We start from the raw sequence: 16,718 nt of genomic DNA, 5'->3' as shown, positions 1-16,718 counted from the left end.
GTGGGACCGCTATGGCTGAACAGGTGACCTTCTACGAAGCGGTCGGCGGCGAGGAGACCTTCCACCGGCTGGTCCACCGCTTCTACCAGGGCGTCGCGGACGACCCCGAGCTACGCGCCCTCTACCCCGAGGAGGACCTCGGTCCGGCCGAGGAGAGGCTGCGGCTGTTCCTGATCCAGTACTGGGGCGGCCCCAACACCTACAGCATGCGGCGGGGGCACCCGAGGCTCCGCATGCGGCACGTGCCGTTCGTCATCGGCGCGGCCGAGCGGGACGCGTGGCTGCGGCACATGCGGGTCGCCGTGGACGAGCTCGGGCTCCCCGAGGACCTCGAGAAGCAGCTCTGGAACTACTTCACGATGGCGGCGCAGAGCATGGTGAACGCCCCGACCTAAGCGGGTAGATCGCCTCGTATGACGCGAATCCCGTGGTGGCGCGACGCCGTCGTGTACGAGGTCTATGTCCGCAGCTTCGCCGACGCCGACGGGAACGGCGAAGGCGACCTCCGGGGGATCCGGTCGCGGCTCGGCCACCTGCGCGACCTCGGCGTGGACGCGCTGTGGCTCACCCCGTTCTACACCTCGCCGCTGGCCGACGGCGGCTACGACGTGGCCGACTACCGCGACGTCGACCCCCGGTTCGGCACGCTGGACGACTTCGACGCCCTCGTGGCGGACGCGCACGACCACGGCCTCCGGATGATCGTCGACATCGTCCCCAACCACTCCTCCGACCGGCACCGCTGGTTCCGGGAGGCGCTGGCGGCGCCGCCCGGGTCGCCCGCACGTTCGCGCTACATCTTCCGGTCCGGCAAGCCAGGGGAACGTCCCGGCGAGGAGGACCCGCCGAACGACTGGCCGTCCGCGTTCGGCGGCCCGGCCTGGACGCGGCTGGACGACGGCGAGTGGTACCTGCACCTGTACGCGCCCGAGCAGCCCGACCTGAACTGGCGCAACCCGGAGGTGCGCCACGAGTTCGAGGACATCCTGCGGTTCTGGCTCGACCGAGGCGTGGACGGCTTCCGCATCGACGTCGCCGCCGGCCTGTTCAAGGACGAGTCGTTCCGCGACCTCCACGGCCAGGACCGGCGCATGCTGAACGGACCCATGTACAGCCGTCCCGAGGTCCACGACGTGTACCGGAGATGGCGGCAGATCCTCGACGAGTACGACGACCGCATGGCCATCGGCGAGGTGTGGACGGACGGCCCGCAGGACCTCGCGCTCTATCTGCGCCCAGACGAACTGCACCAGGTCTTCCAGTTCGACCTGCAACTGGCTCCGTGGTCGGCCATGGCGTTCCGCGAAGTGATCGACGCCGCGCTGAAGGCCGTCGCGCCCATGGGCGCCGCTCCGACATGGGTGCTGTCGAGCCACGACTCCGTCCGCCACGTCACCCGCTACGAGCAGCCGGGCGGGCTTCCCGGGATCGGGCACGGCAGGGCCAAGGCGGCGCTGCTCCTGCTCTTGGCGCTTCCCGGGTCGGCCTACCTGTACCAGGGCGAGGAACTCGGCCTGCCCGAGGTGACCGACCTGCCCGACGAGGCCCGGCAGGACCCCATCTTCAAGCGCACGAACGGGCGGACCGCCGGACGCGACGGCTGCCGGGTGCCGCTGCCGTGGTCGGGACGCGCCGAGCCCTACGGCTTCTCCCCCGACGGCGTCCGGCCCTGGCTGCCGATGCCGCGGGGATGGGCGTCCATGACCGCCGAGGCGCAGGCGTCCGACCCGTCCTCCATGCTGAACTGGTACCGCGAGGCGCTCGCCCTGCGCCGCCGCCTGAAGGACGGCCTCCCCGACGAGCTGGAGTGGATCGACTCCCCCGACACGGCCCTCTTCTTCCGCCGCGGGCCGCTCGTCTGCGCGCTCAACTGCGGCGAGAACCCGGTGCGGCTCCCCGCCGGGACCCCGCTGCTGACCAGCACGCCCCTCTACGGCGACCTGCTCCCCGGCAACACCGCCGCCTGGCTGACCGCCCCCTGAAAGCGCGACGCGGTGCGCCGGTCCGTGCGAGGGGTCGACGCACGGTCCGGCACACCGCGGACTTCGCTGGAGGTGCCTCCGGCTACAGCGGCGGGCGCTGGAGCTGGAGCGGGTCGTCGGCGACCAGACCCGCCTTGAACGTCTGCATGCCGGCCCCGAGGCCCGCCCAGCGCTTGACGTCGGCGATCGCCTTGGACTGCTGGTCACTCGGCAGCTTGGCGATGAGGCGGCCGCTGTGGTTCATGCCCGGGGCGACGTAGACCGCCGAGTCGCGGCTGCCGCGCCCGAGGCGGAACGGCTCGGAGCCCCACGGGTCGTTGGCGCCGTACAGGAACAGCATGTGGTTCGCGTTGCCGCGCACCCAGCTGTCGATGTCGCGCATGGCACGGCCGTTGTCGAACCGCATCGGGATGTCGCGCGGGACGTAGGTGCGCGGCTGGTAGCTGTCCTCGTACCGCAGCAGCGGCCGCAGGTGCTTGAACTTCGGCGTCGGCCAGCCGAGCTGGGTGCCCGCCTGGTAGTAGTACGGGATGTACGGGGCGAGGCCCTGGTCGCTGTAGAACGACAGCCCGGAGATGTTGTCGAGCGTCTCGTAGAGCTGGTCGTCCGTGGCGTCCGCCGCCTTCGGCAGCGACGCGCAGGCCGACTGCAGGCTGTACTGCCAGAAGCCCCACTCGTAGTCCATCACCGAGTTCTCGAACGCGCGGTCCTGGGTGCGCAGGATTTCGAACGTCCAGCCGTTCTCGTCGGCGGCGGCCTTGAAGCGCTTGAGCATCTCGGTGCGGCGCTCGAGGAACTTGCGCGCGAGCGCCTTGACGTTCGCGCGGCACTCGGGGTCGGTGCCGACCGTCTGGAAGAACTTGTCGTAGGCGCGGTCGTCGTTGTTGTTCACGTCGTTCGGCGCCACGTACACGACGCTGCCGTCGACGTCCCGCGGGTAGAAGCGCTTGTGGTAGACGGCCGTCATGCCGCCCTTGCTGGCGCCCGTCGAGATCCACTTGCCCTGGTAGATGGTCTTGAGGGCGCCGATCAGCCGGTGCTCGTCGGTGGCGGCCTGCCAGATCGTGTCCTTCTTCCAGTCCGTCGGCTCGGGACGGGACGGGGTGAAGTACCGGTACTCGACCGAGATCTGGTTGCCGTCGACCAGCGCCGTCGGCTCGGAGGTGAACATCACCTCGGGCGTGTTGTACCCGCTGGTGTAGAGCACCATGGGACGGTCCGCCGACTTGTGCTGCAACATGATGCGCTGCTCGAACCACTGCCCCCGCGGGTTGCGGTGGTCGACCGGCTGCCGGTACTCGAGCCAGAACCAGCGGTAGCCCGGCAGGGTGGACGGCTTCTCCGTCACCTGCATGCCGGGGATCGCCTTCAGCTGGGCGAGGATGTCGCCCGCCTGGGCGGCGCCGGCCTTCGCCGTGCCCGCCTGGGCCGTGGCCGCGGCCTGCGCCACGGTGGCGCCCGCCCCGGTCATGCCCGCGGCGAGCAGCAGTGCCATGGCTCCTCGTGAGACGCGCCGCATTGTGCCCCTTTCACGTGGGTTCTCCACATTCGCGTCGCGACCCTAGAGGGAGAAGCCCGGCCAAAACGGATTGCTGTTGGGCTTGTTACCTATCCGTGACGCCTCGGTTGTCACCCGATCAGACCGGAAATCAAGCACAGTAAGCGGCAGAGCGTGATCAGGCGGGCAATGGCGGTCACGCTGGAGGAACGCCCGCCGACCGGTGGACCTCGATCACGTTCGGAACGGCGAGCAACGGTGACCGGAGATCAGACCGCCTCGGGCAGTCGGCCCCGCCGAGTGCGGCGGTCGAGTCGGGCCCCGGCCGAGCGCGGGGCATCGGCAAGCCTGACGGCGGCAGCCCTCACGACGATGACTCGGCCGCCGGAGCCCAGAGATCGGCGTGCAGGTCGAGAAGCGGGGGAAGGCGGGAGCGAGGGTCAGGTGGGAGGGACGAGGGCGAAGCCGTCGTCCCAGGGGGCCAAGCGCTCGAAGAGGCGCTCGTCGTGCCAGCGCCCGTCCAGGTGGATGTGGCGGCGGGCCGTCCCCACGGGGGTGAAGCCGTTGCGTTCGAGCACGCGCTGGGACGCGAGGTTGTCGACCCGCGTGAACGCCTCGACGCGGTGCAGGCGCAGCTCGCCGAACGCCACGTCCAGTGCCTGCCTGACCGCCTCGGTGGCGACGCCCCTGCCGGCGTGTGCGCGGGCGACCCAGTAGCCGACGAAGCAGCTCTGGAGAGGCCCGCGCAGGATGTTGTTGAGCGTGATGCGTCCGGCGACCTCACCGCCGGCGAGGATGACGCCCGGCCACATCTCCCCCGCCGCGTACGCCTCGGTCAGTTCGCGCAGGTTGTCGCGCTGGCCGCCGAGGGTGAAGTACGCCTCGTCGCGTTCCGGCTCCCAGGGGCGCAGGTAGTCGCGGTTCTCCCGGTACAGCGCCGCCAGCGCCTCCGCGTCCGCCATCTGGACGGCGCGCAGGCGGACACCGAGCCTGCGGCCCTCCAGCGCGGGCGGGGGGCCGGCGAGGGCGGTCATGACCCGGGCGCCACGTACCGGCCGATGAACTCCCGCTCCTCGGGGGTGAACCGCCGCAGCCGGTTCGCCTCCACGTCGAACGCGACGAGGGTCGAGGTCGCCTCGGCGTACAGGTGGTCGTCGTCGCGCACCTCGTAGGCCAGCTTGAACGACGCCGCGCGGGCCTCGGTCACCCACGTCTCCACCCGGATCGGGTAGACGGTCGGCAGCAGCGGGTGCCGGTAGTCGATCTCGTGCCGCGAGATCACCATGCCGCGGACGGGCTGCTCGCCCTTGCGCACCGGGTCGCCGTGGAACATCTCCAGCCGGGCGTCCTCAAGGTAGCCGAGGAACTTGACGTTGTTCACGTGTCCCTGGGAGTCGATGTCGCCGAACCGGATCTTGAACTCGTAGACGTGCCGGTACTCGGCCGTGGGCAACTGCTGCATGTCCTCGCCTGGGTGAGGGGAACCGGGGTCGGCCTGATGCTACCCGTGTCAGGTGAAGTCCCTGACGAGGCACGGGCGCTTCGGGTCGAACCGCCAGCCCGGCACCAGGTACTCCATCGCGGCGGCGTCGTCGCGGTCGCCCAGCCCGTAACGGACGTAGCGGTCGTGCGCCTCCTCCCGGCGCACCCGCTCCCAGCCGTCCGCGCCCTCCGGTGGCGCTTCGTAGGGAAGGTCCGTCCTGTTCCGGTCGCCGACGTAGAAGAGGTAGCCGAGCACCGGGACCGTCCGGCGCTGGACGCCGTCCCCGAGCAGCGCCGCCACCGGAACGCCGAGGAACCGCCCCATCAGGTCGAGCAGCGCCGACTCGATCGCGGCCAGCGCGTGGACGGTGATCCTGGTGTCGTGGGTGAGCGGGCCGCGCCCGCCCGCGTCCAGGTGGCCGAACGCCGCGCGGACCGCGTTGAGGATCTCGTCGGACCGTCCGATGGGCCTGCCGACCACCAGCCCGCGGGCCTCCTCCAGCGTCCGCCGGATGCCCTCGCCGCCCGGCACCTCCCCGACGCCCGTGCTGCCGGACGAGTCGCTGAGCAGCACGATGTTCCGCGTGAAGAACGGCCCGTGGGCGCCGCCGAGGTTGAGCAGCATGCTGTCGCTCCCGGCGACCGGGACGACCCGCATCCCGGTGACGACCGGCGTGCTCACCGCGGAACCCCCTGGTAGGCGATCGGCCGCTGGAACCGCTCGACGGCGAAGCTCCCGACGGACGTCGTCCGCGCGTCGGACGTCGCCGGGTACGGCCCGCCGTGCACCATCGCGTGCCCTACCCGGACGCCCGTGGGCCATCCGCCCCACAGGATCCGTCCGGCGAGCCGTTCCAGGACGGGCAGCAGCCGGGCCGCCGCCTTCCCCCCGCCATGGATCGTCGCGGTCAACTGGCCCTCCAGCCCGCGCGCCAGGCCGATGGCCTCGTCGAGGTCGCCGCAGCGGACGACGAGGGAGCAGGCGCCGAAGATCTCCTCCTGGAGGTCGGGCCCGAAGTCCCCGGCGTCCACGGCCGCGAGGGCGGCGCGGCATCCGGCCGCCGCCTCGGGCTCCCGGCCGCGCGCGAGGATCTTCACGCCGGGACGCCGTCCGAGCCGTTCGACGCCCTCGGCGTAGGCGCGGGCGATGCCCGGCGTGAGCATGGGGGCCCCGGGGGCGGCCTCGATCGCCGCCGCCGCCGCGTCCAGGAAGGCGTCGAGGCCGGTGCCGCCGACCGCGAAGACCAGGCCCGGGTTGGTGCAGAACTGGCCGGCGCCGAGCGTGACCGAGCCGACGTACTCCTCCGCCAGTTCGGCGGGGCGCTCGGCCAGCGCGTCCGGCAGCAGGAAGACCGGGTTGACGCTGCTCATCTCCGCGTAGACCGGGATCGGCCGCGGGCGGCCCGCCGCCGCCCTCGCGATCGCCAGGCCCGCCTTCCGGGAACCGGTGAACCCGACGGCCTGGACCCGCGGGTCGGTGACGAGTGCGATGCCGAGCGTGGGGCCGTCCCCGTACAGCATCGAGAACACCCCCTCGGGCAGCCCGGCCTCCCGGACGGCCTCCGAGACGGCCCGTCCGGCCAGCTCGCAGGTGCCGGGGTGGGCGTCGTGCGCCTTCGCGACCACCGGGCAGCCCGCCGCGAGCGCGGATGCGGTGTCGCCGCCCGCCACCGAGAACGCCAGCGGGAAGTTGCTCGCGCCGAACACCGCGACGGGCCCGAGCGGCACCCGCCCCTGCCGGATCTCGGGTGCGCCCTCGCCCGGCGGGTCGGTGCTCGCGGCCGGGCCGCCCGCCCCTGGTCCGGCGCCCTCCGGCGGACGCGAGCCGTAGCGGGCGGTGGCGCCGGGCTTCACGGCCGCGCGCAGGTCGGAGGCGAACAGGCGCAACTGCCCCGAGGTGCGCGCGACCTCCCCGGTCAGCCGGGCTTCGGGAAGTCCCGTCTCGGACGCGGCGCGCCGGACGAGATCACCGGCTCGGTCGTCGAGCCTCGCGGCGATCGATTCGAGGAACGCGGCCCGCTCCTCGGGCCCCGTCGCGCGGTAGGCGTCGAACGCCTCCTCCGCGAGGGCGCAGGCCCGGTCCACCTCGGCGTCGCCGCCGTAGCGGTACTCGGGCGCGAGGCGTTCCCCGGTGCGGGGATCGACGGCGGTGATCGCCTCCCCCGTCCCGGTGACGTGCTCGGAACCGATCAGCATCTGCCCGGTGAGCCGCGCCAACGTCCCGTCCTCCTCGGTCCGGCGGAGTGTCTGAACCCGGACGATAGGAGACGTGATCGATACCTGTCCAACACGAAGAACGCATCGTTCGATGCGCGACCGGTATCGCCGGTTTCGGACGGGAACGCGAACGGCCGCGCGATCGTGATCGCGCGGCCGTCCGGTGGCGACGGGGTCAGTCGCGGGTCAGCTTGCGGTGGGTGACCCGGTGCGGGCGGGCGGCGTCGGCGCCCAGCCGCTCGATCTTGTTCTTCTCGTAGTCGGCGAAGTTGCCCTCGAACCAGAACCAGTTCGAGCCCTCCTCCCACGCGAGGATGTGCGTGGCGATGCGGTCCAGGAACCACCGGTCGTGCGAGGTGATCACGGCGCACCCGGGGAACTCCAGGAGGGCGTTCTCCAGGCTGGACAGGGTCTCGGTGTCCAGGTCGTTGGTCGGCTCGTCCAGCAGCAGGACGTTGCCGCCCTGCTTGAGCGTCAGCGCCAGGTTGAGCCGGTTGCGCTCGCCGCCGGACAGGACGCCGGCGGGCTTCTGCTGGTCGGGGCCCTTGAACCCGAACGCCGCGACGTAGGCGCGGGACGGCATCTCGACCTGGCCGACGTTGATGTGGTCCAGGCCGTCGGAGACGACCTCCCACACCGTCTTCTTCGGGTCGATGCCGCCGCGGCCCTGGTCGACGTAGGAGATCTTGACGGTCTCGCCGACCCGCAGGTCGCCCGCGTCCGGCTGCTCCTCCCCGACGATCATCCGGAACAGCGTGGTCTTGCCGACGCCGTTGGGGCCGATGACGCCGACGATCCCGTTCGGGGGGAGGTTGAACGTCAGGTCGTCCATCAGGAGCCGGTCGTCGAAGCCCTTGGTCAGCTTGTCGGCGATGATCACCGTCTGGCCGAGGCGCGGGCCCGGCGGGATCTGGATCTCCTCGAAGTCGAGCTTGCGGTGCTTCGCGGCCTCGGCGGCCATCTCCTCGTACCGCTCCAGACGGGCCTTGCTCTTGGTCTGGCGCGCCTTCGGGTTCGAGCGGACCCACTCCAGCTCGTCCTCGAGGCGCTTCTTGCGCTTGGCGTCCTTGTTGCCCTCGACCTTGAGCCGGTCGGCCTTCTTCTCGAGGTAGACGGAGTAGTTGCCCTCGTAGGGGTAGCAGCGGCCCCGGTCGAGCTCCAGGATCCAGGTGGCCACGTTGTCGAGGAAGTACCGGTCGTGCGTGACGGCCAGGACCGTGCCCTCGTACTTGGCGAGGAACTGCTCCAGCCACTGGACGCTCTCCGCGTCCAGGTGGTTGGTGGGCTCGTCCAGCAGCAGCAGGTCGGGCGCCTCCAGCAGCAGCTTGCACAGCGCGACGCGCCGGCGCTCACCACCCGACAGCTTCGACACGTCGGCGTCGCCGGGCGGGCAGCGCAGCGCGTCCATCGCCTGGTCGAGCTGGCTGTCGAGGTCCCACGCGTTGCGATGGTCGAGCTGCTCCTGCAGCTTGCCCATCTCCTCCATCAGCTCGTCGGAGTAGTCCGTCGCCATCAGCTCGGCGATCTCGTTGAACCGGTCGAGCATCGCCTTGGTCTCGGCGACGCCCTCCTGGACGTTCCCGAGGACGTCCTTCTCCTCGTTCAGCGGCGGCTCCTGCTGGAGCATGCCGACGGAGAAACCGGGCATGAGGCGCGCGTCGCCGTTCGAGGGCTGTTCCAGACCGGCCATCATGCGCAGCAGCGTCGACTTACCGGTGCCGTTGGGCCCCAGGACGCCGATCTTCGCGCCCGGAAGAAAATGCAGGGTGACGTCGTCGAGGACGACCTTGTCGCCATGTGCCTTGCGCACACGCTGCATCGTGTAGATGTACTCGGCCATGTCGTCAAGACTAGGGGGTCCTGGAACCTGTTTATCGCGTCGCGCCTCAGTTGTCGGACGGCTTGGGCCCCTCCAGGGCGGGGAGGCACACCCGGTCGCGTCCCGAGGACTTGGCGCGGTAGAGCGCCAGGTCGGCCGCCGCGAGGAGTTCCAGGAGGTCCTGGCCGTGGGTGCGGAACAGCGAGACGCCCACGGAGACCGTGACCGTGACGGTGCCCTCCTCGGCGGGGACGGCGAGGCGGCGCACCCGTCCGCGGAGGCGCTCGGCGACGCGGCAGGCCTCCACGGTGTCGGCGCCCGGCAGCAGGACGACGAACTCCTCGCCGCCGAACCGGCCCACCACGTCGTAGTCGCGCAGCTGGTGGCACAGGGTGCTGGCCACGCCGACCAGCACCTGGTCGCCGACCAGGTGGCCGTGGGTGTCGTTGACGCGCTTGAAGTGGTCGATGTCGATCAGCAGGAGGGCGACGGCGTCGTGGGTGCGCAGGGCCCTGGACAGCTCGGTGTCGGCCTCGCGCTGCCACGCGGCGGCGTTCAGCAGGCCCGTCTTGGCGTCGGTGCGCGCGGCGGCCTGGAGCTGCTGGTGCATCAGGCTGCGCTGCAGGAGCATCACCGGCGGCAGGGCGAGCAGCAGCAGCCCCAGCGACAGCGCGCTCGTGATCGCCACGAGGATGCCGACGCAGAGCTCCACCACGTCCAGCAGGAGGCTCTCGCGCGTCCACAGGACGTCCCGCCAGCGGCTCTCGGGATCGGCGGCGTGCGCGGCGACCGCGACGATCGCCGTGTTCACCACCGTGAACAGCGCCGCGCAGCCGACGGCCGCCGGGATGCCCGGGTAGGCGTCGACGACCCACTGCGGCGCGCCCTGCAGCGGATCGGGCACCACGAGGTGGAACACCACCGACGCGCCCGCGCCGGCGATCCCGTGCGCCGCGGCGACGAGCGCCCGCCTGTAGATCAGCGTCCGGCGGACGCGGAACTGCAGCAGCGCCTGCAATGGCACCGGGATCAGCAGCGCGTACACCGGCGGCAGCAGCAGCGCGACCGGCAGCCACCAGGCCGACAGCAGGTCGCGCGCGACGCCCGCCGGCATCCCCAGCCTGCGGGTCGCCTCGATGCACACGGCGCTGCACGCCAGCAGGGCGCCGAAGGTCATCAGGTCGTCGCCCCGGAACGGGGTGTCCAGGAGCCCGGCGACGGTGAGCCCCAGATGGACGGCGACGACCACCGGCACGTAGACCACGAGCAGGGACGGACGCTTAAGTCGCGCCCTGCGCCTCGGCCTGCGCGCCAGCTCCCCACCCCGGTCCTCGGCGGACGACTGCACTGCCGTCATCCTTCCCCCTTACGCACATCACGTTGTGTAATACGATAGTTGCAACGTGTGCGGAACGGGCGTGAAACAGGTACGTTCGGGAACGCCCAAGCGGGTGACCGATCTGATCACCGGCGTCCGGGCCCGACATCTCACGGCGCCCGGCACATCCTGAGGGGGACCATCATGCGCGGCGTTTCCTGGATCTGACCTGCCAGAAAGCCACCAAGGCCGCGGGCACGCCCACACGGACCCGCCACCTGCGACCCGCGACCTCCCCCCACCCGGACATCCCGGCCCACCCCTGCTCGCCCACGAAAAACTCCGCGGCCAAGCAGGCCCGGGGGGCCCGCGCGCCCGAACGCGCGGCCGAACCCGGCCACCGGCCCGCCGACCGATCCAGCGACCGAATCCGGAAACCAGAACTCGACGGCCAGCTCCGGCGGGCGGCTCCGGCAGCCAGGCTCGGCGACCGACCTCGACGTCCAGAGTTGACGGCCGGTCCGACGACCGGGCTCGACGCCCGGATCCGGCACCCCGGACCAGCGCCCCCGTACGGCCTTATTCCGGCAGCCGGGTCCTACGACCGGACGCAACGGCCAGGCTCGACGGCCGGTCCGGCGGCGGGTTCGGTGGGCGGGGTTGGTGTGGGGGGCTGTGATCGGGGGCGGGGGGCATGGGGTGGGTTAGGCGGCCTTGGGTTCCTCCTCCTGGTCGGTAGGGGTTGTCAGGGCCCATTGGTCGGCGGTTTCGCGGGCCAGTTGGCGGTCTTCGTCCGTCAGGGGGCCGCTGCGTTGGGCGGGGCGGTAGTCGACCGTGCCGCGGGACAGGTCGGGGCCCAGGGTGGTGGCCTCCACCTCGGCGGAGAAGCGCCACTGGTCGTCGCGTTCGTACTGGCGGATGCGCAGGCGGCCGGTGACCAGGACCGGGGTGCCGCGCTGGAGGTCGGACGCGTTGATGTTGTCGGCGAGGCCGCGCCAGCAGTTCACCGTCACGAACAGGGACTCGTCGTCCTGCCACTGGTTGGTCTGGCGGTCGAAGCGGCGGGGCGTGCAGCCCACCCGCAGCGACAGGAAGGGGTGGCCGTTGGCCGTCACGGCGTAGCGGGGCTCGGCCGCTACCCAGCCGGTGATGGTGACAAGCGCCTCGTTCATCGCGTCCTCCGTTGTCTCGCGTACGAGGACAACGGTGGCTCAGCGGCGGCGGCCCCGGCCGGGCGTCACGGAATTGTGGATAACTCAGCCGCGGCCGAGGGCGACGTCCACGTCCCGGCGGAAGCGGGCGTAGACCTCCAGGTCGTCCTCGATGGGGACGATCACCTTCTCCCGGGCGACGCGCTCGATGCCCTGGCGCATGTGGAGCTCCATCTTCTCGCCGTGTTTGGCGGACGACAGGGCGACCATGTTGCGGCACGCGGAGGCGGTGAGCCAGCCCATCCCGAACGTGCAGACGGCCAGGATGGCGACGTACGGGATCAGCCCCGCCTGGCCGAGGAGGCCGTCGGGGTCGTCGCCGCCGAGGCCGAGCAGCCCGTAGGCGACGAGGAAGCCGATCCACACGACGCTGAGGGCGGCGACCAGGATCAGGAAGTACTGCCAGGTCTTCACCAGCCACCACCAGCGCGGCACCACGTTGAACGTCGGCAGGGCCTCCTTGAGGGACTCGCCGAGCGCCTCCGGGATCTCGCCGGCGTGGGAGCGGGCCGCCGCGCGGACCGAGCGGCCCCAGTGCGGCGGGAGCTCGGCGGCCACGCCCTCGGTGACGGCCTGGAGCGCGTTGTCCACGTCGCCCTGCTGGGCGCCGATCGGGCCGGTGAAGGCGTTGCGCAGCTCCTCGCGCAGCTCGGTGAGCCGCATCCGGCGCAGCGGGTCCGACCGCAGCCGGGTGATCATGGCGGTGACGGGCCAGCCGATGAAGTCGGCGGCGCGCAGCTCGTAGGCGCTCTCCATGGCCTCGGCGACGGCGGGCGCGCCCGCGGCGTCGGTGAAGGCCTGGATGAGGTCGGCCTTGCGCCCGTCGTCGACCGTGACGGGCGGCTCGGCGTCGAAGCGGTAGCCGATGAAGCGCTCGGCGGCCCGGTCGACGTCGGCCGACAGCCGCTCGGTGCGGGCGCGGCGGGCGGCGACGGTGTCGACGAGGATGTCGCGGAAGCCGTGCACGCCGTCCTCGGCGACCGCGGAGGTCGTGACGATCCGCGGGTCGGCGAGCCCCTCGGCCTCCAGGAGGCGGCGCAGGTCGGCGACGCAGTCGTCGATCTCGTGCGGGGCGAGCCGGTCGACCTGGTTGAGGACGACCAGGGTGACGCCGGTGTGCCGGGCGAACGGGACGATGTAGTTGCGGTGCAGGGCCGCGTCGGCGTACTTCTGCGGGTCGACCACCCAGACCAGCAGGTCGGCGATGGTGACGAACCGGTCGACCTCGGCGCGGTGCATCGCCTGGATGGAGTCGTGGTCGGGCAGGTCGATCAGGACGAGGCCCTGCAGGGAGGCGTCGGCGCGCTCGTCGAGGGCGCTGGCGCGGGCGTAGCGGTGGCGCTTGTCGACGTCGAGCCAGTCGAGGAGGGGGCCCGCCCCGTCCAGCCCCCAGACGCACGCGTGCGCCTGCGAGGTCATCGGGCGGCGCATCCCGGTCGGCGACAGTTCGAGCCCGCAGATGGCGTTGAACAGCGAGGACTTGCCGCTGCCGGTGCCGCCGGCGAGGGTGACGACGGTGTGGTCCCCGGACAGCCGCAGCCGCTGCCCGGCACGCCGCAGCAGCGCGTCGGCGTCGTCCAGGACGGGCTGGTCGAGCCGTCCGAGCCCCGCCTGGACGAGCCGGTCGAGGCCGTTGAGCCGGTCGACCAGCGCGGGCGGGCCGGCGGGCTCGGCGGGGGCGCCGGGCGCGGGCGCGCCGGGGAGCGGGGTCTCGCCGGTTCCCGCCGGGGAGTTCGCGGGGATGGCCGAGGTGGTCATCGGGCAACCTCGAGGTTGTAGGTGGCCTGGTACAGCTGGACGGGGACGGTCTCGTCGGGGATGCCGGCCGAGTCGAGCACCTGCCCGAACCGGATGGCCTCCTCGTCGAACAGCATCCCGATGCGGCTGCGCAGGTCGGCACGGGCCTTGGCGCCCATGCCGCGCAGGGACTCGGCGCCGAACAGGGCCTTCAGCAGCCGCTGCGGGACGGCGCTGTTGCCGCCCTCCACGGCCACGTCGGACGTCCCGTAGCCGAGCATGCCGACCATCAGGACGAGCGAGACCGCCTCGGTGTCGAACGAGACCAGCTTCGCGACCGAGCGCTTGGTGACGCCCTGGGTGCGGATCAGCTCCTGGACGTGGTCCTGCCAGGCGCTGACGGCCCGGGTGACGCGGCGCGACAGCTCCGGGGAGACGTGCCCGAGGCTCGCGTCGGCGCGGGCGAGCACCTGCGGGCCCGCCGGGTGCTCGCGCCAGCGGGCCATGACCTGCTCGGCGCCGTGCTCGGCGGACGCCATGATCAGCGACTCCAGGCCGCTGCGCAGCGCCGCCTTGAGGGCGCGCACGCGGGCCGGGCTGCGGTGCCGCCGGTTCGCGGCGCGGCCGCGCCGGGACCGCTGGACGTGCAGGGAGCGCAGCAGGTCGCCGGTGCCGGCGAAGTCCTGCCAGCGGGCCAGCACCTCGCCGCGCAGCAGCGAGCCGTTGCGGGTGGCCTCGTCCAGTTCGGCGAGGGCGGTGCCGTATCCGGCCTCGACCTCCCTGGCCAGCTCGGTGCGCTGCTCGACCTGGGCCTCGACCTGCCGGGCGACCTCGGGAACGCGGGTGCGGAAGCTGTCCAGTACGGCGGCGAGGGTGTCGCTGACGACGATCTCGCGGTCCTCGGCGTCCTCGGCGACGCCGGTCAGCCAGGAGCGGATGTCCTCGACGGTCTCCTCGGGGAGGCGGCTGTCCTCGACCCGGGTCTCCGGGATGGTGAAGCGCCGCGCGTCGCCGACCTCGTGCTCGTCGAGCATCTCGGCGAAGTGCTCGACGATCTCGCCGCCGCCCGCGCCGGCGCCCTGCGGGACGCGCGACAGCACGACGCCGATCGTGGCGCCGTTCTCCTTGGCCCGCTGGAGCATCTGCCAGACCTGGGCGTCGGCGTACCGGGCCGCGGTGGTGACGCACAGCCACAGGTCGGCGGCGGCCATCAGCTTGGTCGCGAACTCGTAGTGGTCTTCGAAGACGGAGTCGAAGTCGGGGCTGTCGAGCAGGGCGAGCCCCGGCGGGAGGACGTCGCTGGCGATGATGACCAGCTGGTCGCCCGCGATGGCGTCGGGCGCGGGGCCGCGGACCCGTCCCATGCCGGGCAGGAGCGGGCCCTCCATGAACCACTGGACGTGGTCGGGGTGGCAGACGAGGATCGGGCTGCTGGTGGTGGGGCGCAGCACGCCGGTCGCACTGACGCGGGCGCCGACGAGCGTGTTGACCAGGGTGGACTTGCCCGCTCCCGTGGAGCCGCCGAGCACCACGAGCATGGGGGCGCCGGCGGCCTGGACGCGGGGCAGCACGTAGTCGACGAGCTGGCCGCGCAGCTCGTCGCGGGCCTCGCGGGCCTGCTCCACGCCGGGGACGTCGAGCAGGAAGTCGAACGCGCCGAGCTGCTCGCGCAGCGCGGTCAGGGCGCGCACCAGTTCGCCCTGGTTGACCGTGGCCCCGGCCTTGGGGGCGCGCCGCCTGCCGCGCTTGGGCTTGGGCTGGGCCATCGCGACGTTCTCGACGGCCTCGGGCGTCTCGGCGCCCTCGGAGGTCTCGGTCTCGGGGGTCTGGACGTCCTTCGCCTCGTCCTCGGGCACGGCGTCGTCTCCCGCCCTGCCCTTCTTCGAGGTCTCCTTCTTCCGTGCCGTGGCGCGGCCTCCCGTGTCCTCGACCCGCCCGCGCTCGGCGGGCGCGTCCTCGCCGGACGTGTTCTCGCCGGACGCCGTCTCACCGGACGCCCCGCTCTCACCGGACGTGGCGGTCTCACCGGACGTAGTGGTCTCACCGGACGTAGTGGTCTCACCGGACGCCGTGGTCTCGCCGGGGGCGGGCTCCTCGACCCCGCGGCCCGAGCCGGCGCCGGCCTCCTCGTCGTGGACCGTGCTCTGCTCTGCGGGGGGTGTCACGGATCCCGTCCCAAGTCCGCTCGAATCATGTCGATCTCTCGTGCCACGTTGACCACGTCGCCCACGACCACGATCGCCGGGGGCCGGACCTCACCGGCGGCCATCTCGTCGGCCACCGTGCCCAGCGTCGCCGTCAGCGCCCGCTGGCCGGGAAGGGTGCCGTCCTGCACCACGGCCACCGGCGTGCCGGACGACCGACCATAGCGCATGAGGGCCGCCGCGATGAGCCCCATCCGCTCCACCGCCATGAGCAGGACGATCGTGCCGTTCGCGCGGGCGAGCGCCTCCCAGTCGACGGTCGAGTCGGGGTGCCCGGGCGGGACGTGCGCGGAGACGACGTGGAACTCCTGCGCGACGCCCCGGTGGGTGACCGGGATGCCGGCGGCGGACGGCACGGCGACCGCGCTGGTGATGCCGGGGACGACCGTGACGGGGACGCCGTGGCGGGCGCAGTACAGCGCCTCCTCGCCGCCGCGCCCGAACACGAACGGGTCGCCGCCCTTGAGCCGGACGACGAAGCGGCCCCGCCGCGCGTGCTCGACCAGGTACTCGTTGATGCGGTCCTGGGTGACCGTGCGGCCGTAGGGGATCTTGGCGGCGTCGATCACCTCGACGTCGGCGGCCAGCTCGTCCAGCAGCCCGCCGGGGGCGAGCCGGTCGGTGACGACGACGTCGGCCATGGCGAGCAGCTGCCGCCCGCGCACGGTGATCAGGCCCGGGTCGCCCGGCCCGCCGCCGACGAGCGCGACGCCCGCGGGCTTGCGCCGGGAGTGCCGGGATTCGAGGGCGCCGTCGCGGAGCCCCTCCACCACCGCGTCGCGGATGCCCGCGGCGCGCCTGGGGTCGCCGCCGAGCAGCACCCCGACGGTCGCGTCGCCCGCGTGCCCGCTGGCGGGCGTCCAGGCCGGGGACGACTCGGCGTCGTCGGCCCGGACGGACCAGATCCGCGCGGCGTCGGCCTCCGCCACCACGTCGCCGTTGACCTTGGCGTCGTCGGTGACGGCCTGCACCAGCCAGGCGCCGGCGCAGTCGCCGTGCTCGTAGCGCCGCCGGTGCCAGGTGATGCGGCCATGGTCGGCGAGGCCCTCCAGGGTCGCGGTGACCGAGGGGGACACGAGGACCACCTCGGCGCCGGCGTCCAGCAGGGCGGGCACGCGGCGCTGGGCGACCCGCCCCCCGCCGACGACGAGGACGCGTCGCCCGCCGAGTCGCAGGCCAAGCAGGTACGGGGGCACGGTGGTTCTCTCGGACGGGGTGGCGGACAGTGGCTTTGTGGAACAAAGGTACTC

12 protein-coding genes and 1 pseudogene are annotated in these 16,718 nt (G+C 72.5%); 2 read left to right on the top strand and 11 right to left on the bottom strand.

What is annotated here, in order from left to right; translation table 11 throughout:
* Positions 1–23: 23 nt before the first annotated feature.
* Together AB0C21_RS11365 and AB0C21_RS11360 are read left to right on the top strand one after the other, a co-directional pair.
* Positions 24–389: pseudogene (locus AB0C21_RS11365) on the top strand (globin); the annotation flags it as partial.
* A gap of 24 nt (positions 390–413) precedes the next feature.
* Positions 414–1,982, top strand: a complete 1,569-nt coding sequence (locus AB0C21_RS11360) for a glycoside hydrolase family 13 protein (RefSeq protein ID WP_500203918.1) — start codon at positions 414–416, stop codon at positions 1,980–1,982.
* A gap of 82 nt (positions 1,983–2,064) precedes the next feature.
* Here AB0C21_RS11360 and AB0C21_RS11355 read toward each other — a convergent pair whose 3' ends face one another.
* The 11 genes from AB0C21_RS11355 to cobA form a co-directional block, all read right to left on the bottom strand.
* Complete coding sequence (locus AB0C21_RS11355) at positions 2,065–3,477, bottom strand: S28 family serine protease (RefSeq protein ID WP_500203916.1); 1,413 nt, start codon at positions 3,475–3,477, stop codon at positions 2,065–2,067.
* Between the two features lie 443 nt (positions 3,478–3,920).
* On the bottom strand, positions 3,921–4,514 hold the full coding sequence (locus AB0C21_RS11350; protein WP_500203915.1) for a GNAT family N-acetyltransferase: 594 nt from the start codon (positions 4,512–4,514) through the stop codon (positions 3,921–3,923).
* The gene (locus tag AB0C21_RS11345; protein WP_149261438.1) at positions 4,511–4,942 is read right to left on the bottom strand and encodes an acyl-CoA thioesterase; all 432 of its coding nucleotides are present in this window, start codon (positions 4,940–4,942) and stop codon (positions 4,511–4,513) included. The genes AB0C21_RS11350 and AB0C21_RS11345 overlap by 4 nt, the downstream gene beginning before the upstream one ends.
* Positions 4,943–4,990: 48 nt before the next feature.
* Positions 4,991–5,644 carry an enolase-like domain-containing protein gene (locus AB0C21_RS11340; protein ID WP_500203914.1) on the bottom strand — a complete coding sequence of 218 codons (654 nt, stop codon included), beginning with the start codon at positions 5,642–5,644 and terminating at the stop codon, positions 4,991–4,993.
* The gene (locus tag AB0C21_RS11335) at positions 5,641–7,179 is read right to left on the bottom strand and encodes an aldehyde dehydrogenase (NADP(+)) (RefSeq protein WP_500203913.1); all 1,539 of its coding nucleotides are present in this window, start codon (positions 7,177–7,179) and stop codon (positions 5,641–5,643) included. The genes AB0C21_RS11340 and AB0C21_RS11335 overlap by 4 nt, the downstream gene beginning before the upstream one ends.
* A gap of 175 nt (positions 7,180–7,354) precedes the next feature.
* Positions 7,355–9,019 carry an energy-dependent translational throttle protein EttA gene (ettA, locus tag AB0C21_RS11330; protein ID WP_500203912.1) on the bottom strand — a complete coding sequence of 555 codons (1,665 nt, stop codon included), beginning with the start codon at positions 9,017–9,019 and terminating at the stop codon, positions 7,355–7,357.
* A gap of 46 nt (positions 9,020–9,065) precedes the next feature.
* Positions 9,066–10,262 carry a sensor domain-containing diguanylate cyclase gene (locus tag AB0C21_RS11325; protein ID WP_500203911.1) on the bottom strand — a complete coding sequence of 399 codons (1,197 nt, stop codon included), beginning with the start codon at positions 10,260–10,262 and terminating at the stop codon, positions 9,066–9,068.
* A gap of 758 nt (positions 10,263–11,020) precedes the next feature.
* Positions 11,021–11,488 carry a single-stranded DNA-binding protein gene (locus tag AB0C21_RS11320; protein WP_149261434.1) on the bottom strand — a complete coding sequence of 156 codons (468 nt, stop codon included), beginning with the start codon at positions 11,486–11,488 and terminating at the stop codon, positions 11,021–11,023.
* 84 nt (positions 11,489–11,572) lie between these two features.
* Entirely contained in the window at positions 11,573–13,285 is a 1,713-nt protein-coding gene (locus AB0C21_RS11315) for a GTPase family protein (protein WP_500203909.1), read from the bottom strand.
* A complete protein-coding gene (locus tag AB0C21_RS11310) occupies positions 13,282–15,429 on the bottom strand; it encodes a GTPase family protein (protein ID WP_500203908.1) in 2,148 nt (715 codons plus the stop codon). Before AB0C21_RS11310 ends, AB0C21_RS11315 begins: the two co-directional genes overlap by 4 nt.
* Positions 15,426–16,664 (bottom strand): uroporphyrinogen-III C-methyltransferase, encoded by a 1,239-nt coding sequence (cobA, locus tag AB0C21_RS11305; RefSeq protein WP_500203906.1) that lies wholly within the window; start codon positions 16,662–16,664, stop codon positions 15,426–15,428. The genes AB0C21_RS11310 and cobA overlap by 4 nt, the downstream gene beginning before the upstream one ends.
* Positions 16,665–16,718: the final 54 nt, after the last annotated feature.

This window comes from Spirillospora sp. NPDC049024 (assembly GCF_040649235.1).
Taxonomy (GTDB): Bacteria; Actinomycetota; Actinomycetes; order Streptosporangiales; family Streptosporangiaceae; genus Spirillospora.
Note: the sequence above shows the minus strand (reverse complement) of the source record. Positions and strands in the feature narration are given on the sequence as shown.

Coding starts and splice junctions, on each gene's coding strand:
- AB0C21_RS11360 (WP_500203918.1), top strand. CDS start 414: ATGACGCGAATCCCGTGGTGGCGCGACGCCGTCGTGTACGAGGTCTAT.
- AB0C21_RS11355 (WP_500203916.1), bottom strand. CDS start 3,477: ATGGCACTGCTGCTCGCCGCGGGCATGACCGGGGCGGGCGCCACCGTG.
- AB0C21_RS11350 (WP_500203915.1), bottom strand. CDS start 4,514: ATGACCGCCCTCGCCGGCCCCCCGCCCGCGCTGGAGGGCCGCAGGCTC.
- AB0C21_RS11345 (WP_149261438.1), bottom strand. CDS start 4,942: ATGCAGCAGTTGCCCACGGCCGAGTACCGGCACGTCTACGAGTTCAAG.
- ettA (WP_500203912.1), bottom strand. CDS start 9,019: ATGGCCGAGTACATCTACACGATGCAGCGTGTGCGCAAGGCACATGGC.
- AB0C21_RS11320 (WP_149261434.1), bottom strand. CDS start 11,488: ATGAACGAGGCGCTTGTCACCATCACCGGCTGGGTAGCGGCCGAGCCC.
- AB0C21_RS11315 (WP_500203909.1), bottom strand. CDS start 13,285: ATGACCACCTCGGCCATCCCCGCGAACTCCCCGGCGGGAACCGGCGAG.